The organism is Mesorhizobium sp. M1328 (assembly GCF_040318075.1).
In the GTDB taxonomy this organism is placed as follows: domain Bacteria; phylum Pseudomonadota; class Alphaproteobacteria; order Rhizobiales; family Rhizobiaceae; genus Mesorhizobium.
Genome location: NZ_JAMYLO010000001.1, coordinates 370,780 through 385,879 on the forward strand (window position 1 = coordinate 370,780; position 15,100 = coordinate 385,879).

Sequence of the window (15,100 nt, forward strand, 5' to 3'; positions counted from 1 at the left end):
AATCAAACCATCTGGCCACAACTAAGTCAGGATAATCACGATCTTGTAGGTATTCGGGTCGACGATGACGATCCGGCCATCGGCGAGCACGAAATACTCATAGCCTTCGTAAGCCGGAACGATCTTGACGATGCGCGCCGGCAGACGATGCAGCCGGACTTTCTTCCGCGGAACCTCGATGCCGACAGAGATGTCGAAATCGACGCTGGAAACGGGTTGGACGTTCGTCTCCTTGATGACCTGCGTGATCTCCGTCTTCTGTTCAACGGTCACATTGTTGATGGAAGCGGTCGAACTCTGGTCTTGCGTCTGCGTCGAGGCATTGCCCTGAGTCTGCTCGGTGGTCGTGGTCCCAGTCTTGCCCTGAGCCTGCTCCTCGGTCTTCATTTTCGTGTTGCCTTGGGCCTGCTCGGTAGTGGTGGTTCCGGCCTTGCCCTGGGCCTGCTCTTCGGTCTTCAGCTTCTTGTTGCCCTGCGCCTGTTGATCAGTCGTAGCGCCGGCCTTGCCCTGGGCCTGCTCGTCGGTCTTCAGCTTCGGTTTGCCCTGCGCCTGTTGATCAGTCGCAGCGCCGGCCTTGCCCTGAGCCTGCTCGTCCATCTTGGCGCCATTCTGGCAATTGGCAGCGCCGGCTGCGCAATTGGCGCCGGACTGGTCGTCGGTCGACTGCTGCGTCTGGGCAAGTGCAGCTCCGCAGCTGACGCTGATTGCTAGCATGCTGGTGATCAGAACGCCTTTCATGAGAGATCTCCTTGGAAAATGCGTCCCTTCACCGCGTAAAACTGCGGCTAAAAAATTTTGTTCCAAACCAATGGAGCGAAACGGCAAGCGATCCGAGTGGCGGAACAAGCTCCACCTGATGACGTTACTGGCCTATAGCGACCCCGCTGCGAACGGCATGACGCGGCGCAGCGCAGAGGTGGCTCACGACGAAAGGAGACGATCATGAGAATGCATCTTTCGGCAGCCGCGGCTGGGTTCTTGCTGCTTGCGGGTATTGGCGCCGCTGCCGCTCAGGACGTGGTCATCGAACCGCAGCAGGAGACGATCGTACGCGAGTATGTGAAAAAGCAGCCTCTGGCGTCCGTCCAGCTTCCCGGCGTGGAGCTCAATGTCGGCTCGACCCTGCCCGATACCGTCGAGCTTCATGAGGTTCCCGACGTCAAATACCGCTATGTCGTCGTCGACAATCGGACCGTCCTGGTCGATCCTGGCTCGCGCAGGATTGTAAAGGTCATCGAGTGAGCAAGCGCGTCGCTTTGAAGGGACATGCGGCGCGTCCAGCATTGTCGACATCCCAAACTGCTGCCCGTGTTGGGCATTCGGACGCAGAAAGGCCCGCCGCTTCGAAGCACGGCGGGCCTCATAGCGGAGACGACAGCCGGACAATTTCTGAGCCAGCATTGGCTTGGAACGCATGATCCCAGCACGCCCTGTGCTCGCCAGGCCCGAAACTTTGAGAGAATATTCCTGGCTTGGCATTTCGCGGGAAATACGGTGCTTTGATCCGACGGTCAGCATTCCCGATGATGCCGGCAAGGCTTGGCACTCCGCTTGGCCGCAACGACTTCAGAACCGACGGGATAGATCATGTCTGGGAACACCAACACTTTGCTCTCATTTCTCTCCGCAAGTATAAACCGGCGCGCCGGTCTGGCTGTACTTTTCGCGTCGGCGGTTGCGATTGTCGGCCTTGCTGCGCCGTCGTTCGCCGAAGACAAGACGGCGGTCAAGGTCGGCATCATGAGCGGCGAGGATGAGGATGTATGGCGCGTCGTCACCGCCCAGGCGGCGGAGAGGGGGCTGACGATCGAGACCGTGGTGTTCAACGACTACACCCAGCCGAATGAAGCACTCGAGCGTGGCGAAATCGACGCCAACGCCTTCCAGCACAAGCCCTATCTCGACAACCAGATCAAGACGCAGGGCTATCACATCGTCCCGGTCGGCTATACCGGGGTCTGGCCGATCGGCCTCTATTCCAAGAAGTACACGAAGATTGCCGACCTGCCCGAAGGCGCCGTCATTGGCGTGCCGAACGACCCGTCCAATGAGGGCCGCGCACTGCGCGTTCTGCAGAGCGAAGGTCTGATCAAGCTCAGGGAAGGCACCGGCATTCTGGCTACGACGACCGACATTGCCGAAAACCCGAAGAAATTGGTCGTCAAGGAGCTTGACGCCGGCATTGTCGGGCGCTCGGTGGAAGATCTCGACGGGGCCGTGGTCAACACGGATTGGGCGCTTAAAAGCGGCCTCACACCGGAGAACCGCATCGCCCAGGAGGCGGTGGCCGACAATCCCTACCGCAACTTCATCGCGGTCAAGGCCGGCAATGAAAACCAGCCCTGGGTAAAGACGTTGGTCGCCTCCTATCAGAACGAAAAGGTGAAGGCCGAATTCGACCGGGTCTACAAGGGAACCGGCATCAGCGCCTATTGATTTGCCGAACCGGTCCGGGTGCTGAAGCCCGGTCCATGAGGAAAGCGGTCCGTGTTGCAACGCGGACCGCGATCGCGTTTGTGGATCGCGAGACAGGAATTTTCATGAACCAGCATTTCGCCTCGGCCACCGAGATCATGCATCCCATCGGCAGCCGTTCCACCGGACCGGACGATGTCGTGCGCCTCGTCGAGCTGAAGCGCCGCTTCGGCGCTACGGCGGCGCTGGACGGCGTATCGCTCAGCGTGCGCCAGGGCGAGATCCTCGGCATCATCGGCCGCAGCGGCGCCGGCAAGTCGACGCTGATACGCTGTCTGAACGGCCTGGAGCGGCCGGATACAGGACAGGTCTTCATCGAAGGCCGCGACATCAGCCGGCTCGGCGAGCGCGAATTGCAGCCGCTGCGCCGGCGCATCGGCATGATCTTCCAGCATTTCAATCTGCTGTCCGCCAAGACGGTCGAAGACAATGTAGCGCTGCCGCTCAAGATCGAAGGCCGGCCCAGAGCCGAACGCCTGGCGCGCGCTGCCGAGTTGCTCGAGCTCGTCGGCCTGTCGGAGAAGGCGAAAGCCTATCCGGCGTCGCTTTCGGGCGGGCAGAAGCAGCGCGTCGGCATTGCCCGGGCGCTTGGGGCGCGCCCGGCGCTGCTGCTGTCGGACGAAGCGACCTCGGCGTTGGACCCGGAGACGACGCGCTCCATCCTTGCCTTGCTCAGAGACATCAACCGGCAGCTCGGCCTGACCATCCTGCTCATCACCCATGAGATGGAGGTGATCCGTTCGATCGCCGACCGGGTCGCGGTGATCGATGCCGGACGAATCGTCGAGCAAGGGCCGGTGTGGTCGGTCTTTGCCGATCCGAAGTCGGCGATCACACAAAGCCTGCTCGGCGGCATCAGGCCGCAATTGCCGGCGGAGATCGCAAGCCGGCTAACGCAGAACGCCGGCGTGGAGGCGATCCTCAGGATCGACGTGGCGGGTGAGGCCGCGCGAAGCCCGCTTTTGTCCGATCTTGCCTCGGCAGTTCCCGGCTCGTTCCGCCTGGTGCATGGCGGCATCGATCACGTCCAGCAGCAGCCTGTCGGGACACTGTTCGTGGCGGTCGCGGGCAGCAATGAAGGTCACCTGGCAGAGGTGATCGCGTTCTTGAAAGCTCGCCAAGCGCGGGTGGAGGTGCTTGGCCATGTCGCCGGTTCTGTTTGAGCTTCTCGTCCGTTCGATCTGGGAAACGATCCTGATGACAGCCGCCTCCGGCCTCATCTCGCTGGTTTTCGGGCTGCCGCTCGGCCTGGCGCTGGTCGCCACCGACCGCGGCGGCATCGCCGAAAACCTGTGGGTGAACCGCGCGCTCGGCGCGGTCATCAACGGTTTCCGCTCGGTGCCTTTCATCATCCTGCTGGTTGCGCTGATCCCGGTGACGCGGCTGATCGTCGGCACCTCGATCGGCACCTGGGCAGCGATTGTGCCGCTGTCGATCGCGGCGACGCCCTACTACGCCCGGATCGCCGAAGTGTCGCTGCGCGAGGTCGACCACGGGCTGATCGAAGCGGCGCGCGCCATGGGCGGCAACCGCTGGACGATCATTCGCGAGGTGCTGGTGCCGGAAGCGTTGCCCGGCATCGTCGCCGGCTTCACGGTGACGCTGGTGACGCTTATCGGCGCCTCGGCCATGGCCGGCGCCATCGGCGCCGGCGGGCTGGGCGACCTCGCCATCCGCTACGGCTACCAGCGCTTCGAAACGTCCGTCATGATCGCCGTGGTCATCGTCCTGATCGTCCTGGTCTGCGGCATCCAGTGGGCCGGCGACCGGCTGGTCGCGAGGCTGGATCACAGGGCATAGGGCCGCTTGAACTGAGGGTGCGCTGCGGTTTGGGCGATGCGCCAGCACCCGGTGAGACCCTCACTGCCGGTCCGGCTTCTCCACCGCGCTCAGCGCCGCCAAGCCTTGTAGAGGCGGCTCTCCGGCTTGCAAATATAGCTGGATCAGTTGCTCATCCTCTGCGCCTTTATAGGCTAACGGAATACCTCTGATTTGAGCGGGCATGTCCCAATCGAGCGGCCGATCCTCCGGCGCGAACCACTTGCATCGCCGAACCTCCACCCAATGCCGGCGAATTGACAAACAATTGCCGAGGCCGTCGTCTTCGTAGCCGAACTCCACTCCAGAGCACGAACATATGATGTAGCTGGGTTCTTTGCTGTTCTCGCCCCATGGCAGATCGGGAGATTGATCGAGGCCGCAGACACGGCATTTGAAGTTATCTTGTGGATTCATTTGATCCCGAACAGATCTCTGGCTTGCTCTGCCGTATAGTACCCTAGCCTGACATCCCGAGCGACCAGTTCCGAATCGCGCTGCAACGGGTCACCGTAGCCGCCGCCGCCCGGCGTGCCGACGCGCACGCGATCGCCTGCCTTCAGCGCGATGTCCTGTTCCTTGGACAGATGCGGCGGCACATGTTCCTTGCCGTCGCGGAACACGGTCACCGTGTTGACCGCACCGTCTTTGCCGCCGAGCGCGCCTTGCGGGCCAAACCGGCCATGGTCCATGACGAAGGAGGCGCGGGCGTCACCGCGCAGGATCTCGACCTCATAGGCGAGGCCAAAACCGCCGCGATGCTTGCCGGCGCCGCCCGAGCCTTCGCGCAGGGCGTAGTGGCGGTAGAGCACCGGGAAGGCCTGCTCCATGATCTCGACCGGCGGCGACTTTGAAATGCCGATGGTCGAGCAGCCATTGGTCAGGCCGTCGTGACCGGCATTGCCGCCATAGCCGCCGCCGGAAATCTGGTACATGACGTAGTCGCGGCCGCGCGCCGGGTCGTTGCCGCCGAGCGCGAAATTGCCGCTGGAGCCGGCCGGAGCCGCCGTCACTTTGTCCGGCAGCGCCTGCACCATCGCCGCGAACACCGCCTCGGCAATGCGCTGCGAGACTTCGGCTGCGCAGCCCGACACCGGCCGCGGATATTTGGCATCGAGGAAGGTGCCTTCCGGCCGCTTGACGATCAGCGGCTCGAAGGCGCCAGCGCTGATCGGCACGTCGGGGAAAATGTGCCGCATGGCGAGATAGACCGAGGACAAGGTAGTCGCCAGCACGCTGTTCATCGGCCCAGCGCAGGGCTTTGACGACCCCGAGAAGTCGAAGCTGAGCGTGTCGCCCTGTTTTTCGACCGCCAGCGCGATAGTCAGCGGCTCGTTGACTACGCCGTCGGAATCAACGAAAGCCTGCGACCGGTAAATGCCGTCCGGAATGGCTGATATGTTGACGCGCATCTGTTCAGCGGCGCGGCGCCGCAATTCGGCGATCGCATCGACCACCGTTTCATCTCCGTAACGATCCAAAATTCCGTTGAGCCGGTCCTGTCCGATCAGCAGTGCCGCCGCCTGCGCGCGGATGTCGCCGATGCGCTGGTCCGCAACCCTGATGTTCGAGCAGATAATGGCGTAGATTTCGCGATCGAGCACGCCCTTCTTGAACAGCTTCACCGGCGGCAGTCGCAAGCCTTCCTGCTCGACCGCCGTTGCCGAGGCGGAGAAGCCGCCCGGCACCGAACCGCCGATGTCGGGCCAGTGGCCGGTGTTCGACAGCCAGCAGAATATTTTGCCGCCGCGATAGACCGGCATGGCGAAGCGCACATCCATCAGATGGGTGCCGCCGAGATAGGGATCGTTGACGATGTAGATATCGCCTGGCTCGGGCGGCAGGCAGCGACCGTCGGCGATCATCTCGATCACCGTTTTGGTCGAATACTGCATGACGCCGACGAACACCGGCAGGCCTTGGCTGCCTTGCGCGATCAGCGAACCATCGAGCGCCGAATAGATACCGTCGGAGCGGTCATTGGCCTCGGCGATAACAGGCGAGAACGCGGCGCGCGAAAACGTCAGGTCCATTTCGTCACAGACCTGCTGTAGGGCCGCCTGGATGACCGAAAGGGTGATGGCGTCGAGCTTTTCCATCTCAGGCCTTACCGATATCGATGATGATGTTGCCGTCGGCATCCGATCGCGCCAGGTCGCCGGGCTCCAGCACCGTGGTGGCGTCCATCTGTTCGAGGATTGCCGGCCCTTCGATTGTTGCGTCGAGCGGCAGTTTCTCTCTGCTGTAGACCGGCGTGTCGTACCAGCGCCCGCCATACCAGACAGGCCTGACTTCGCGCCGCGCCTCTTCGAGCGTTTTGGCGCGGCCAGCCGGGTCGATCAGCCGGGACAGATCGATCGCCGGCCGCACGCCGGTCACCGAGGTGTTGAGGTTGACCAGATTGGCGCGGATTTCCGGCAGCTCGACCTTGAAGCGGGCGAAATAGGCCTTCTCGAACAGTTGCTGCAGTACCTCGCGCGTCACCGCAGACGACGGCAGCGGCACGTTGATGATATGCGTCTGGCCGACGAACTGCATGTCGGCGGAATGCGTGACGCGGATCATTTCCGGCTTCACCGCTTCCTTGCCGACCAGCTCCTCGCCTTCGTTTCGGTGCCGTTCCAATACTCCGTGAAGCTGGGTTTCATCGAGACTCGCCACCGGCTGGTTGACTGTATTAACGAAATCATGGCGCAGATCGGCGACGACACAGCCGAGCGCATTGGTAATGCCTGGCCGCGCCGGCACCAGCACCTTGGGCAAGCCGAGCTCGCGCGCCAATGCCGTCGCATGCAGCGGCCCGGCGCCGCCGAAGGCGAACAGCGCGAAATCGCGCGGGTCGTGGCCGCGCGACACCGACACCATGCGGATGGCGCCGGCCATCTTCACGTTGCCGAGCCGCAGCACGGCACCCGCCGCCTCGACGCCGGACAGGCCCGTGGCGCGGCCGATCCTGTCCTCGAATATGCCGGTGACGCGTTCGACGGTGACCGGGTTTTCCACCGCAAGCAGCTTTTTCGGCGCCAGCCGACCGAGCACCAGATTGGCGTCGGTAATGGTCGGCTCCAAGCCGCCGCGTCCGTAGCAGATCGGCCCGGGATTGGCGCCGGCGCTTTCCGGGCCGATCTGGATCAGGCCGGCCGCATCGACGCGGGCGATCGAGCCGCCGCCGGCGCCGACCGTATGCACCGCCACCATCGGCACATGGATCGGCATGGCATATTCGATCTCGATCTCGTTCGACACCGCCGGCTCGGCGTTGCGGATCAGCGCCACATCGGTCGAGGTGCCGCCCATGTCGTAGGTGACCAGGTTTTCGAAGCCGGCGCGCTTGCCGGTATAGGCGGCGGCAATGACGCCGGAGGCGGGTCCCGACATGACGGTCTTGGCCGACTCACGTGTGACAAAGCGGGCCGAGATCATGCCGCCATTGCCGTTCATGATCAGGAAGTCGCGGGCGTAGCCTTTTGACGCCAGTTCCTTGCGCAGCCGTTCGACATAGCGTTCGAGGATCGGCTGCACCGAGGCGTTGACCGAAGCGGTCACGCCGCGCTCGAATTCGCGCGCTTCCGAAAGCAGCGCATGGCCTGTCGTGATGTAGCCGTTCGGCCAAAGCTCGGCGGCGATCTCGGCCGCGCGCCGCTCATGCGCCGGGTTGGCGTAGGAATGCAGGAAATGGATGACGAGGGATTCGCAGCCGGCTTCGATCAGTTCTGAAATCGCTGCCCGCATCTCGGCCTCGTCGAGCGGTATGCGCACCGCGCCCGAGGCCTCGACCCGCTCCGACACTTCGAGCCGCAGATTGCGCGGAATGATCGGCACGAAAGTGCCTGTCATGCCGTAGGGTTGCGGCCGTGTCCGCCGGCCTAGCTCGATCACGTCGCGAAAGCCGCGCGTGGTGATCATGCCGGTTTTGGCCAGCCGGCGCTCCAGCACCGCGTTGGTTGTGGTGGTCGTGCCGTGCACGATAAGGTCGATGCCGTCGATCGGAAAGCCGGTGGCACCAAGCGCTGCAACGACGCCGAAGGCCTGGTTGTCGACCGTGGTCGGGGTCTTGGCGATATGCACCCGGCCACCGTCGCGGCCGTCGATCAGAAGCAGGTCGGTAAAGGTGCCGCCGACATCGATACCGGCCACGACGCTGCCCGTCGAATCCAGAGCTTGCGCCGAAAAATTCTGTCCCATTGTCGAAACCCGAAATGCCCGAACTGCTTACATGCCTCAGTTTGGAAAGCTGTTTTACGGCGGCGTCTTGACGCAAATATCGTTTGTATACTAATAAATTCCGGACACAAGAGCTTACCGCTTCGGAGTGTGCAAACGGCACGCTGGAACCTGACCGGTTCGGGCGCGCAGGTGAAGATTTGGCGCGGGCGCTGAGCTGGCCCAGAAGGTTAGGTTTGATGAACACCACATCCGCGTTCAACACTACCGGCGCCCGGCCGTTGCAGTTCCCGATACCGGCCAATGTCTATGCCGAAACCGTGGTCTCGGTGAAGCACTATACCGACCGGCTGTTTTCGTTCCGCATCACCCGGCCGCAATCACTGCGCTTCCGCTCCGGTGAGTTCGTCATGATCGGCCTGCCCAATGCCGAGAAGCCGGTGTTCCGTGCCTATTCGATCGCCAGCCCCGCCTGGGACGACGAACTCGAATTCTTCTCGATCAAGGTGCCGGACGGCCCGCTGACCTCGGAGCTGCAGAAAATCCAGATCGGCGACACCGTCATCATGCGGCAGAAGTCGACCGGCACGCTGGTGGTCGACGCGCTGATCCCGGCCAAGCGCCTGTTCATGATCTCGACCGGCACCGGCATTGCGCCCTTCGCCAGCCTGCTGCGCGATCCCGATACCTATGAGAAGTTCGAGCAGGTTATCCTGACCCATACATGCCGCGACAATGCCGAGCTCACCTATGGCCAGGAGCTGGTGGCCGCACTGGAGAACGATCCGCTGATCGGCGAGCTGACCGGCGGCCGGGTCACGCTCTACAATTCAACGACGCGCGAGACCTCCGAGCGCATGGGCCGCATCACCGCACTGATCGGCTCGGGCAAATTCTACACCGATCTCGGCATCGACAAGCTCAATCCCGAGACCGACCGCATCATGATCTGCGGCTCGATGCATATGCTGAAGGACGTCAAGGAGCTGGCTGAAAGCCACGGCTTCCAGGAAGGCTCGCTGCATCATCCGGCAAGCTTCGTCGTCGAGCGCGCCTTCGTCGGCTGAGACGCGGCAGTTCAGCGTCCACTGGTTTGCGATCCTGATTTTGATCATACGGTCAAAAATCGGCTGCCTTGACTGCCTTTTTCCGCTATGACCGCTTGAAGGACTCGTGAAGCGCTGCTTCACGGTCTATCTTCGGCATAAGTCGCTGAAAACAAGGGGCAGGAGATGAGCAGCACAATCCGCGAAACCGATCTCGGCACGTCCAAGATCACGCCGCTGCCGGCGCGGCCCGCCGCCAATGCGCCTATGCCGCAGGCCCATGGCATTGCCCGCAATCCCGGCATGAGGCTCGATCTTGGCTTCATGGAATCGGTGCGCAGCGTCAACCGCTCGGCGCTGGAACGCCGCGTCGCCAGCCTGACCAAAAGACGCTCGATCAAGGCAGATAACCAGGCCGCCTGGCTGCTGCGCGCTGTCGCCTGCATGGACCTGACGACGCTGAACTCGAACGACACGGAAGAGCGCGTGCGCCGGCTCTGTGCCAAGGCGGTCAACCCGTTCCGCCGAGACATTGCCGAGGGGCTCGGCATTACCGGTGAAAAGATCCGCCCGGCGGCGGTCTGCGTCTATCACCCCTTCGTCGCCACTGCCGTCGAGGCGCTGCGCGGCAGCGGCGTCCATGTCGCCGCCGTTTCCACGGCTTTCCCACATGGCCTTGCACCGCTTTCGACACGTCTGCAGGAGATCGAAGCATCGGTCCGCGACGGCGCCGACGAGATCGACGTCGTCATTCCGCGCGGCCTGGTATTCGGGGCGAAATGGCAAGAGCTCTATAACGAGATCGTCTCGATGCGTGCCGCTTGCGGCGAGGCGCATCTGAAGGTGATCCTCGGCACCGGCGACCTCGCCACGCTGCGCAACGTCATGCTCGCCTCGATGGTGGCGATGATGGCGGGTGCAGATTTCATCAAGACCTCGACCGGCAAGGAAAGCGTCAACGCGACGCTGCCGGTCGGCCTTGCCATGGTGCGCGCCATCCGCGCCTATTTCGAGGAAACCGGCTATCTCATCGGCTTCAAGCCGGCCGGCGGCATTTCCACCGCCAAGGCATCGCTCGACTGGCTGGTGCTGATGAAGGAAGAGCTTGGCCGACCGTGGCTGGAGCCGGAGCTGTTCCGCTTCGGAGCATCGAGCCTTTTGACCGATATCGAGCGCCAGCTTGAGCATCATCTGACCGGCCACTACTCGGCCAATCATCGCCACGCGATGGCGTGATTCGGAGCGCTTCATGAACATTCTCGAACGCTATCACGCCATGGATTACGGCCCGGCGCCGGAAGCCCGCAACGAGGCCGATGCCTGGCTGGCGACCCGTGATTTCTCGAAAGCCCTGTTCATCAGCGGCGACTGGAAGGCAGCTGCAAATGGCAAGACCTTCGACACCAGCGATCCGTCCTCGGGAAAGCTGCTGGCCAAGGTGTCGGACGCTGGTGCCGCCGATATCGACGCGGCGGTTTCGGCCGCCACAAAAGCGCTGCCGAAATGGAGCGCCAGCACCGGCTACAGCCGAGCCAAAGTGCTCTATGCCATCGGCCGCGCCATGCAGCGTCACCAGCGGCTGTTCGCAGTGCTGGAATCGATCGACAACGGCAAGCCGATCCGCGAAAGCCGCGACATCGATGTGCCGCTCGCCATCCGCCATTTCATCCATCATGCCGGCTGGGCGCAGGCGCTGGACAAGGATTTTCCAGGCCACAGGGGCGTCGGCGTCGTCGGCCAGATCATCCCGTGGAACTTCCCCCTCTTGATGCTGGCCTGGAAGATCGCGCCGGCGCTCGCCGCGGGCTGCACCGTGGTGCTCAAACCCGCGGAATTCACGCCGCTCACCGCGATCCTCTTTGCCGAGATCTGTGAACGCGCCGGCGTGCCGAAAGGCGTCGTCAACGTCGTCCAGGGCGGGCCGGCAGCAGGCGCGGCCATCGTCAACCATCCCGGCATCCAGAAGATCGCCTTCACCGGTTCGTCCGAGGTCGGCAAGATCATCCGCAAAGCCACTGCCGGCTCGGGCAAGAAACTTTCGCTGGAGCTTGGCGGCAAGTCGGCCTTCGTCGTTTTCGAGGATGCCGATCTCGACAGCGCCGTCGAAGGGCTGGTCGACGGCATCTGGTTCAACCAGGGCCAGGTGTGCTGTGCCGGCTCGCGCCTTCTGGTGCAGGAAGGCATCGCCGACGCCTTCATCGCCAAGGTCAAGACGCGGATGAGCCGGCTGCGCGTCGGCAGCCCGCTCGACAAGAACACCGATATCGGCCCGCTGGTCGATTTGACCCAGCTCGATCGCGTCAAGGGCCTGATCGCCGAAGGCGCCAAGCAGGGCGCGATCTGCTGGCAGCCGGACTCGGCACTGCCCGCCTCGGGCTATTACCATCTGCCAACGCTGGCGACAGGTGTTTCGCCGGCTAACATTCTGGCACAGGAAGAGGTGTTCGGGCCGGTGCTCGCCACCATGACCTTCCGCAACACCGAGGAAGCGATCGACCTCGCCAACAACACACGCTATGGCCTGGCCGCTTCGGTGTGGAGCGAGAACATCAATCTTGCCCTGCACGTCGCACCGCAATTGAAGGCCGGCGTCGTCTGGGTCAACGGCACCAATATGTTCGACGCCTCCTGCGGTTTCGGCGGCTATCGCGAGAGCGGCTTCGGCCGCGAAGGCGGGCGCGAGGGCATGTTCGAATATCTCTCGGCAAAACTGCCGCTTGGCCCGGTCATCAAACCGGCAACGTCTTCGGCTCAACCTATCGAGCGCCCGGAGGGCGATGCCATCGACCGCACGGCAAAGCTGTTCATCGGCGGCAAGCAGGTCCGGCCGGACGGCAATTATTCCATTGCCGTCGCCAGCGCCAAGGGCAAGCTTGCGGGCGAGGTCGGTCTCGGCAACCGCAAGGACATCCGCGACGCCGTCGGGGCCGCGCGTGCCTGCAAGGCCTGGCCGGAGGCGACCGCCTACAACCGCAGCCAGGTGCTCTACTACCTGGCCGAAAACCTTTCCGGCCGCGCCGACGAGTTTGCCGCCCGTTTGACCCATCTCACCGGCGCGACCGCCAAGGCGGCGCGCGAAGAGGTCGAACTGTCGATCGAGCGCCTGTTCCTCTATGCCGGCTTGGCCGACAAGTTCGAGGGCCGCGTCCACCAGCCGCCGGCCCGCGCCGTCACACTGGCGCTGCACGAACCGGTCGGCGTCGTCGGTATCGTCGCGTCGGACAACGCACCTTTGCTTGGCCTGATCTCGCTGGTGGCGCCTGTGCTCGCCATGGGCAACACCGTGGTCGCGGTACCATCCGAAAGATACCCGCTGCTTGCCACCGACCTCTACCAGGTCATCGAATATTCCGACGTTCCAGCGGGCGCCATCAATATCGTCACAGGCCGCAGCGCCGAACTCGCCGGCGTCCTGGCCAAGCATGACGATGTCGACGGGCTCTGGGTGTTCGCCGATTCCGAGACCTGCGCCAAGGCCGAGGCCGAGTCCATCGGCAATCTCAAGCGCGTCTGGACCGGCAATGGCCACAGCCTCGACTGGGCGTCGGGCGAAGCAGCCGGCAATGCCGTGCTGCGTCGGGCGATCGAGGTCAAGAACGTCTGGGTGCCCTACGGCGACTGAGTGTCCCGGAGGGACGTCCGGGCTTGACGGGTCAAAAGATGTTCTTTACCGAGAAAAAACATTTGGCTGGCAGGCGGATATCGAAACAGGCGGGATGGTAGTGCCCGCCTGGCACATTGCGCCCCGGCCTTGTGCCGGTAAAAAGCCGAACGATCACAGACGGGCGAGGAGAAAAGCATGGCGGATCTGACAGGCAAAATCGTTGTCGTCACGGCGGCGGCGCAAGGCATCGGCCGGGCGAGCGCGCTGGCTTTCGCCAAGGCAGGCGCCGTCGTCCATGCCACCGACATTAACGAGGTTGTGCTCGCCGACCTCGGCAAGACCCCCAGCATCAAGACCCGCAAGCTCGACGTGCTGAACGACGAGGCGGTGAACGCCGCTTTTGCCGAGATCGGCGCCGTCGACGTGCTGTTCAATTGCGCCGGCTTCGTCCATTCCGGCTCGATCCTCGAGATGAAGGACGGCGATCTCGACTTTGCCTATGACCTCAATGTCCGCTCGATGATCCGCACCATCCGCGCCGTGCTGCCCGGCATGCTGGAGCGCGGCGACGGCTCGATCATCAACATGGCATCGCTGGCCAGTTCGACCAAGGGTGTGCCGAACCGCTTCGTCTATGGCCTGACCAAGGCAGCCGTCATCGGCCTGACCAAGTCGGTCGCCGCCGACTACGTCGGCAAGGGCATACGCTGCAATGCGATCTGTCCGGGCACGGTCGAAAGCCCGTCGCTGCAGGACCGCATGCATGCGCAGGGCGACTACGACTCAGCCCGCGCCGCCTTCATCGCCCGCCAGCCGATGGGCCGCCTCGGCACGCCCGAGGAAATCGCCGACTTCGCCGTCTATCTCGCCGGTGCCACCTATACGTCGGGGCAGGCTTACAATATCGACGGTGGCTGGTCGATCTAAGAGGCCATTTGAAAACCCTACTCCGCCGGGCGCCTGACGCGGCTTTCTGCGCTTCCGGTGCTCACGTACTTTAAGTACGCTCCGCTCCGGTTCTCGAAACCCACGCCATTCGCCGCAGCGGAGCGAGTTTGCAAACGGCCTCTGGTCGCAACTGGGAGAAAACTGTATGAAACTGCTGCGCTATGGCGAGGCGGGGAGCGAACGCCCCGGCCTGCTCGATGCCGATGGAACGATCCGCGACCTCTCCGCCCATGTCACCGACATTGCCGGCAAGGCGCTTGACCCGGCATCGCTTGAGACATTGTCGAAGCTCGACGTGAAATCGCTGCCGGTGGTTTCCGGCAAGCCGCGGATCGGCGCCTGCGTCGCCGGCACCGGCAAATTCATCTGCATCGGCCTCAACTATTCCGATCACGCTGCCGAAACCGGCGCCACCGTGCCGCCGGAGCCGATCATCTTCATGAAGGCAAGCTCGGCCATTGTCGGGCCGAACGACGACGTGCTGATCCCGCGCGGCTCGGTCAAGACCGACTGGGAAGTTGAGCTCGGCGTGGTCATCGGCAGAAAAGCGAAATATGTCACCGAGGCCGAGGCGCTGGACTATGTCGCCGGCTACTGCGTCGCGCATGACGTCTCCGAGCGCGCCTTCCAGGCCGAGCGGCAGGGCCAGTGGACCAAGGGCAAGAGCTGCGACACGTTCGGGCCGATCGGTCCGTGGCTGGTGACCAAGGACGAGGTCAAGGACCCGCAGAACATCCCGATGTGGCTGACGGTCAACGGCAAGACCATGCAGAACGGCTCGACCAAGACCATGGTCTTCGGCGTCGCTTATCTCGTCTCCTATCTCAGCCAGTTCATGTCGCTGCATCCCGGCGACATCATCTCGACCGGCACGCCGCCCGGCGTCGGCCTCGGCATGAAGCCGCCGGTGTTCCTGAAGCCAGGCGACGTCGTCGAGCTCGGTATTGAAGGGCTTGGTATACAGAAGCAGACGTTCAAGGCGGATTTGTAGGCGTTTCACTTTGGCAAGTTTGCGCCGCCCCTCATCTGCCTGCCGGCATCTTCT

At 63.3% G+C, this 15,100-nt stretch carries 13 protein-coding genes; 9 read left to right on the forward strand and 4 right to left on the reverse strand.

The window, feature by feature from the left end:
• Positions 1-21: 21 nt before the first annotated feature.
• Positions 22-738, reverse strand: a complete 717-nt coding sequence (locus NKH23_RS01875) for a DUF1236 domain-containing protein (RefSeq protein WP_352912215.1) — start codon at positions 736-738, stop codon at positions 22-24.
• Positions 739-942: 204 nt separating this feature from the next.
• On the opposite strand from NKH23_RS01875, the gene NKH23_RS01880 reads away from it, so the two are divergent.
• The 4 genes from NKH23_RS01880 (at position 943) to NKH23_RS01895 (ending at position 4,275) form a co-directional block, all read left to right on the forward strand.
• On the forward strand, positions 943-1,242 hold the full coding sequence (locus tag NKH23_RS01880) for a DUF1236 domain-containing protein (RefSeq protein ID WP_352912070.1): 300 nt from the start codon (positions 943-945) through the stop codon (positions 1,240-1,242).
• A 345-nt stretch (positions 1,243-1,587) separates the two neighbouring features.
• Complete coding sequence (locus NKH23_RS01885; RefSeq protein ID WP_352912073.1) at positions 1,588-2,436, forward strand: MetQ/NlpA family lipoprotein; 849 nt, start codon at positions 1,588-1,590, stop codon at positions 2,434-2,436.
• A gap of 104 nt (positions 2,437-2,540) precedes the next feature.
• Positions 2,541-3,638: a methionine ABC transporter ATP-binding protein gene (locus NKH23_RS01890; RefSeq protein WP_352716206.1), complete on the forward strand. Its 1,098-nt coding sequence runs from the start codon at positions 2,541-2,543 to the stop codon at positions 3,636-3,638.
• The gene (locus NKH23_RS01895) at positions 3,619-4,275 is read left to right on the forward strand and encodes a methionine ABC transporter permease (RefSeq protein ID WP_254815748.1); all 657 of its coding nucleotides are present in this window, start codon (positions 3,619-3,621) and stop codon (positions 4,273-4,275) included. Before NKH23_RS01890 ends, NKH23_RS01895 begins: the two co-directional genes overlap by 20 nt.
• A gap of 60 nt (positions 4,276-4,335) precedes the next feature.
• Here the strand turns inward: NKH23_RS01895 and NKH23_RS01900 are convergent, their stop codons facing one another.
• From NKH23_RS01900 to NKH23_RS01910, 3 genes are read right to left on the reverse strand one after another with little or no spacing between them, the layout of a single operon-like run.
• A complete protein-coding gene (locus NKH23_RS01900) occupies positions 4,336-4,710 on the reverse strand; it encodes a hypothetical protein (protein ID WP_352912078.1) in 375 nt (124 codons plus the stop codon).
• On the reverse strand, positions 4,707-6,392 hold the full coding sequence (locus tag NKH23_RS01905; RefSeq protein WP_352912080.1) for a hydantoinase B/oxoprolinase family protein: 1,686 nt from the start codon (positions 6,390-6,392) through the stop codon (positions 4,707-4,709). Before NKH23_RS01905 ends, NKH23_RS01900 begins: the two co-directional genes overlap by 4 nt.
• A 1-nt stretch (position 6,393) precedes the next feature.
• Positions 6,394-8,478 carry a hydantoinase/oxoprolinase family protein gene (locus tag NKH23_RS01910; RefSeq protein WP_352912082.1) on the reverse strand — a complete coding sequence of 695 codons (2,085 nt, stop codon included), beginning with the start codon at positions 8,476-8,478 and terminating at the stop codon, positions 6,394-6,396.
• 218 nt (positions 8,479-8,696) lie between these two features.
• Between NKH23_RS01910 and NKH23_RS01915 the strand changes: the two genes are divergently transcribed.
• From NKH23_RS01915 to NKH23_RS01935, 5 genes are all read left to right on the forward strand, one after another.
• Complete coding sequence (locus NKH23_RS01915) at positions 8,697-9,524, forward strand: ferredoxin--NADP reductase (protein ID WP_352912084.1); 828 nt, start codon at positions 8,697-8,699, stop codon at positions 9,522-9,524.
• Positions 9,525-9,689: 165 nt separating this feature from the next.
• Complete coding sequence (gene deoC, locus NKH23_RS01920) at positions 9,690-10,739, forward strand: deoxyribose-phosphate aldolase (protein ID WP_352912086.1); 1,050 nt, start codon at positions 9,690-9,692, stop codon at positions 10,737-10,739.
• Between the two features lie 13 nt (positions 10,740-10,752).
• Positions 10,753-13,125 (forward strand): aldehyde dehydrogenase family protein, encoded by a 2,373-nt coding sequence (locus tag NKH23_RS01925; RefSeq protein WP_352912088.1) that lies wholly within the window; start codon positions 10,753-10,755, stop codon positions 13,123-13,125.
• A gap of 177 nt (positions 13,126-13,302) precedes the next feature.
• Positions 13,303-14,034, forward strand: a complete 732-nt coding sequence (locus NKH23_RS01930; protein WP_353034174.1) for an SDR family oxidoreductase — start codon at positions 13,303-13,305, stop codon at positions 14,032-14,034.
• Positions 14,035-14,200: 166 nt separating this feature from the next.
• Positions 14,201-15,046 (forward strand): fumarylacetoacetate hydrolase family protein, encoded by an 846-nt coding sequence (locus NKH23_RS01935; RefSeq protein WP_352716188.1) that lies wholly within the window; start codon positions 14,201-14,203, stop codon positions 15,044-15,046.
• The last annotated feature ends 54 nt before the right edge of the window (positions 15,047-15,100 follow it).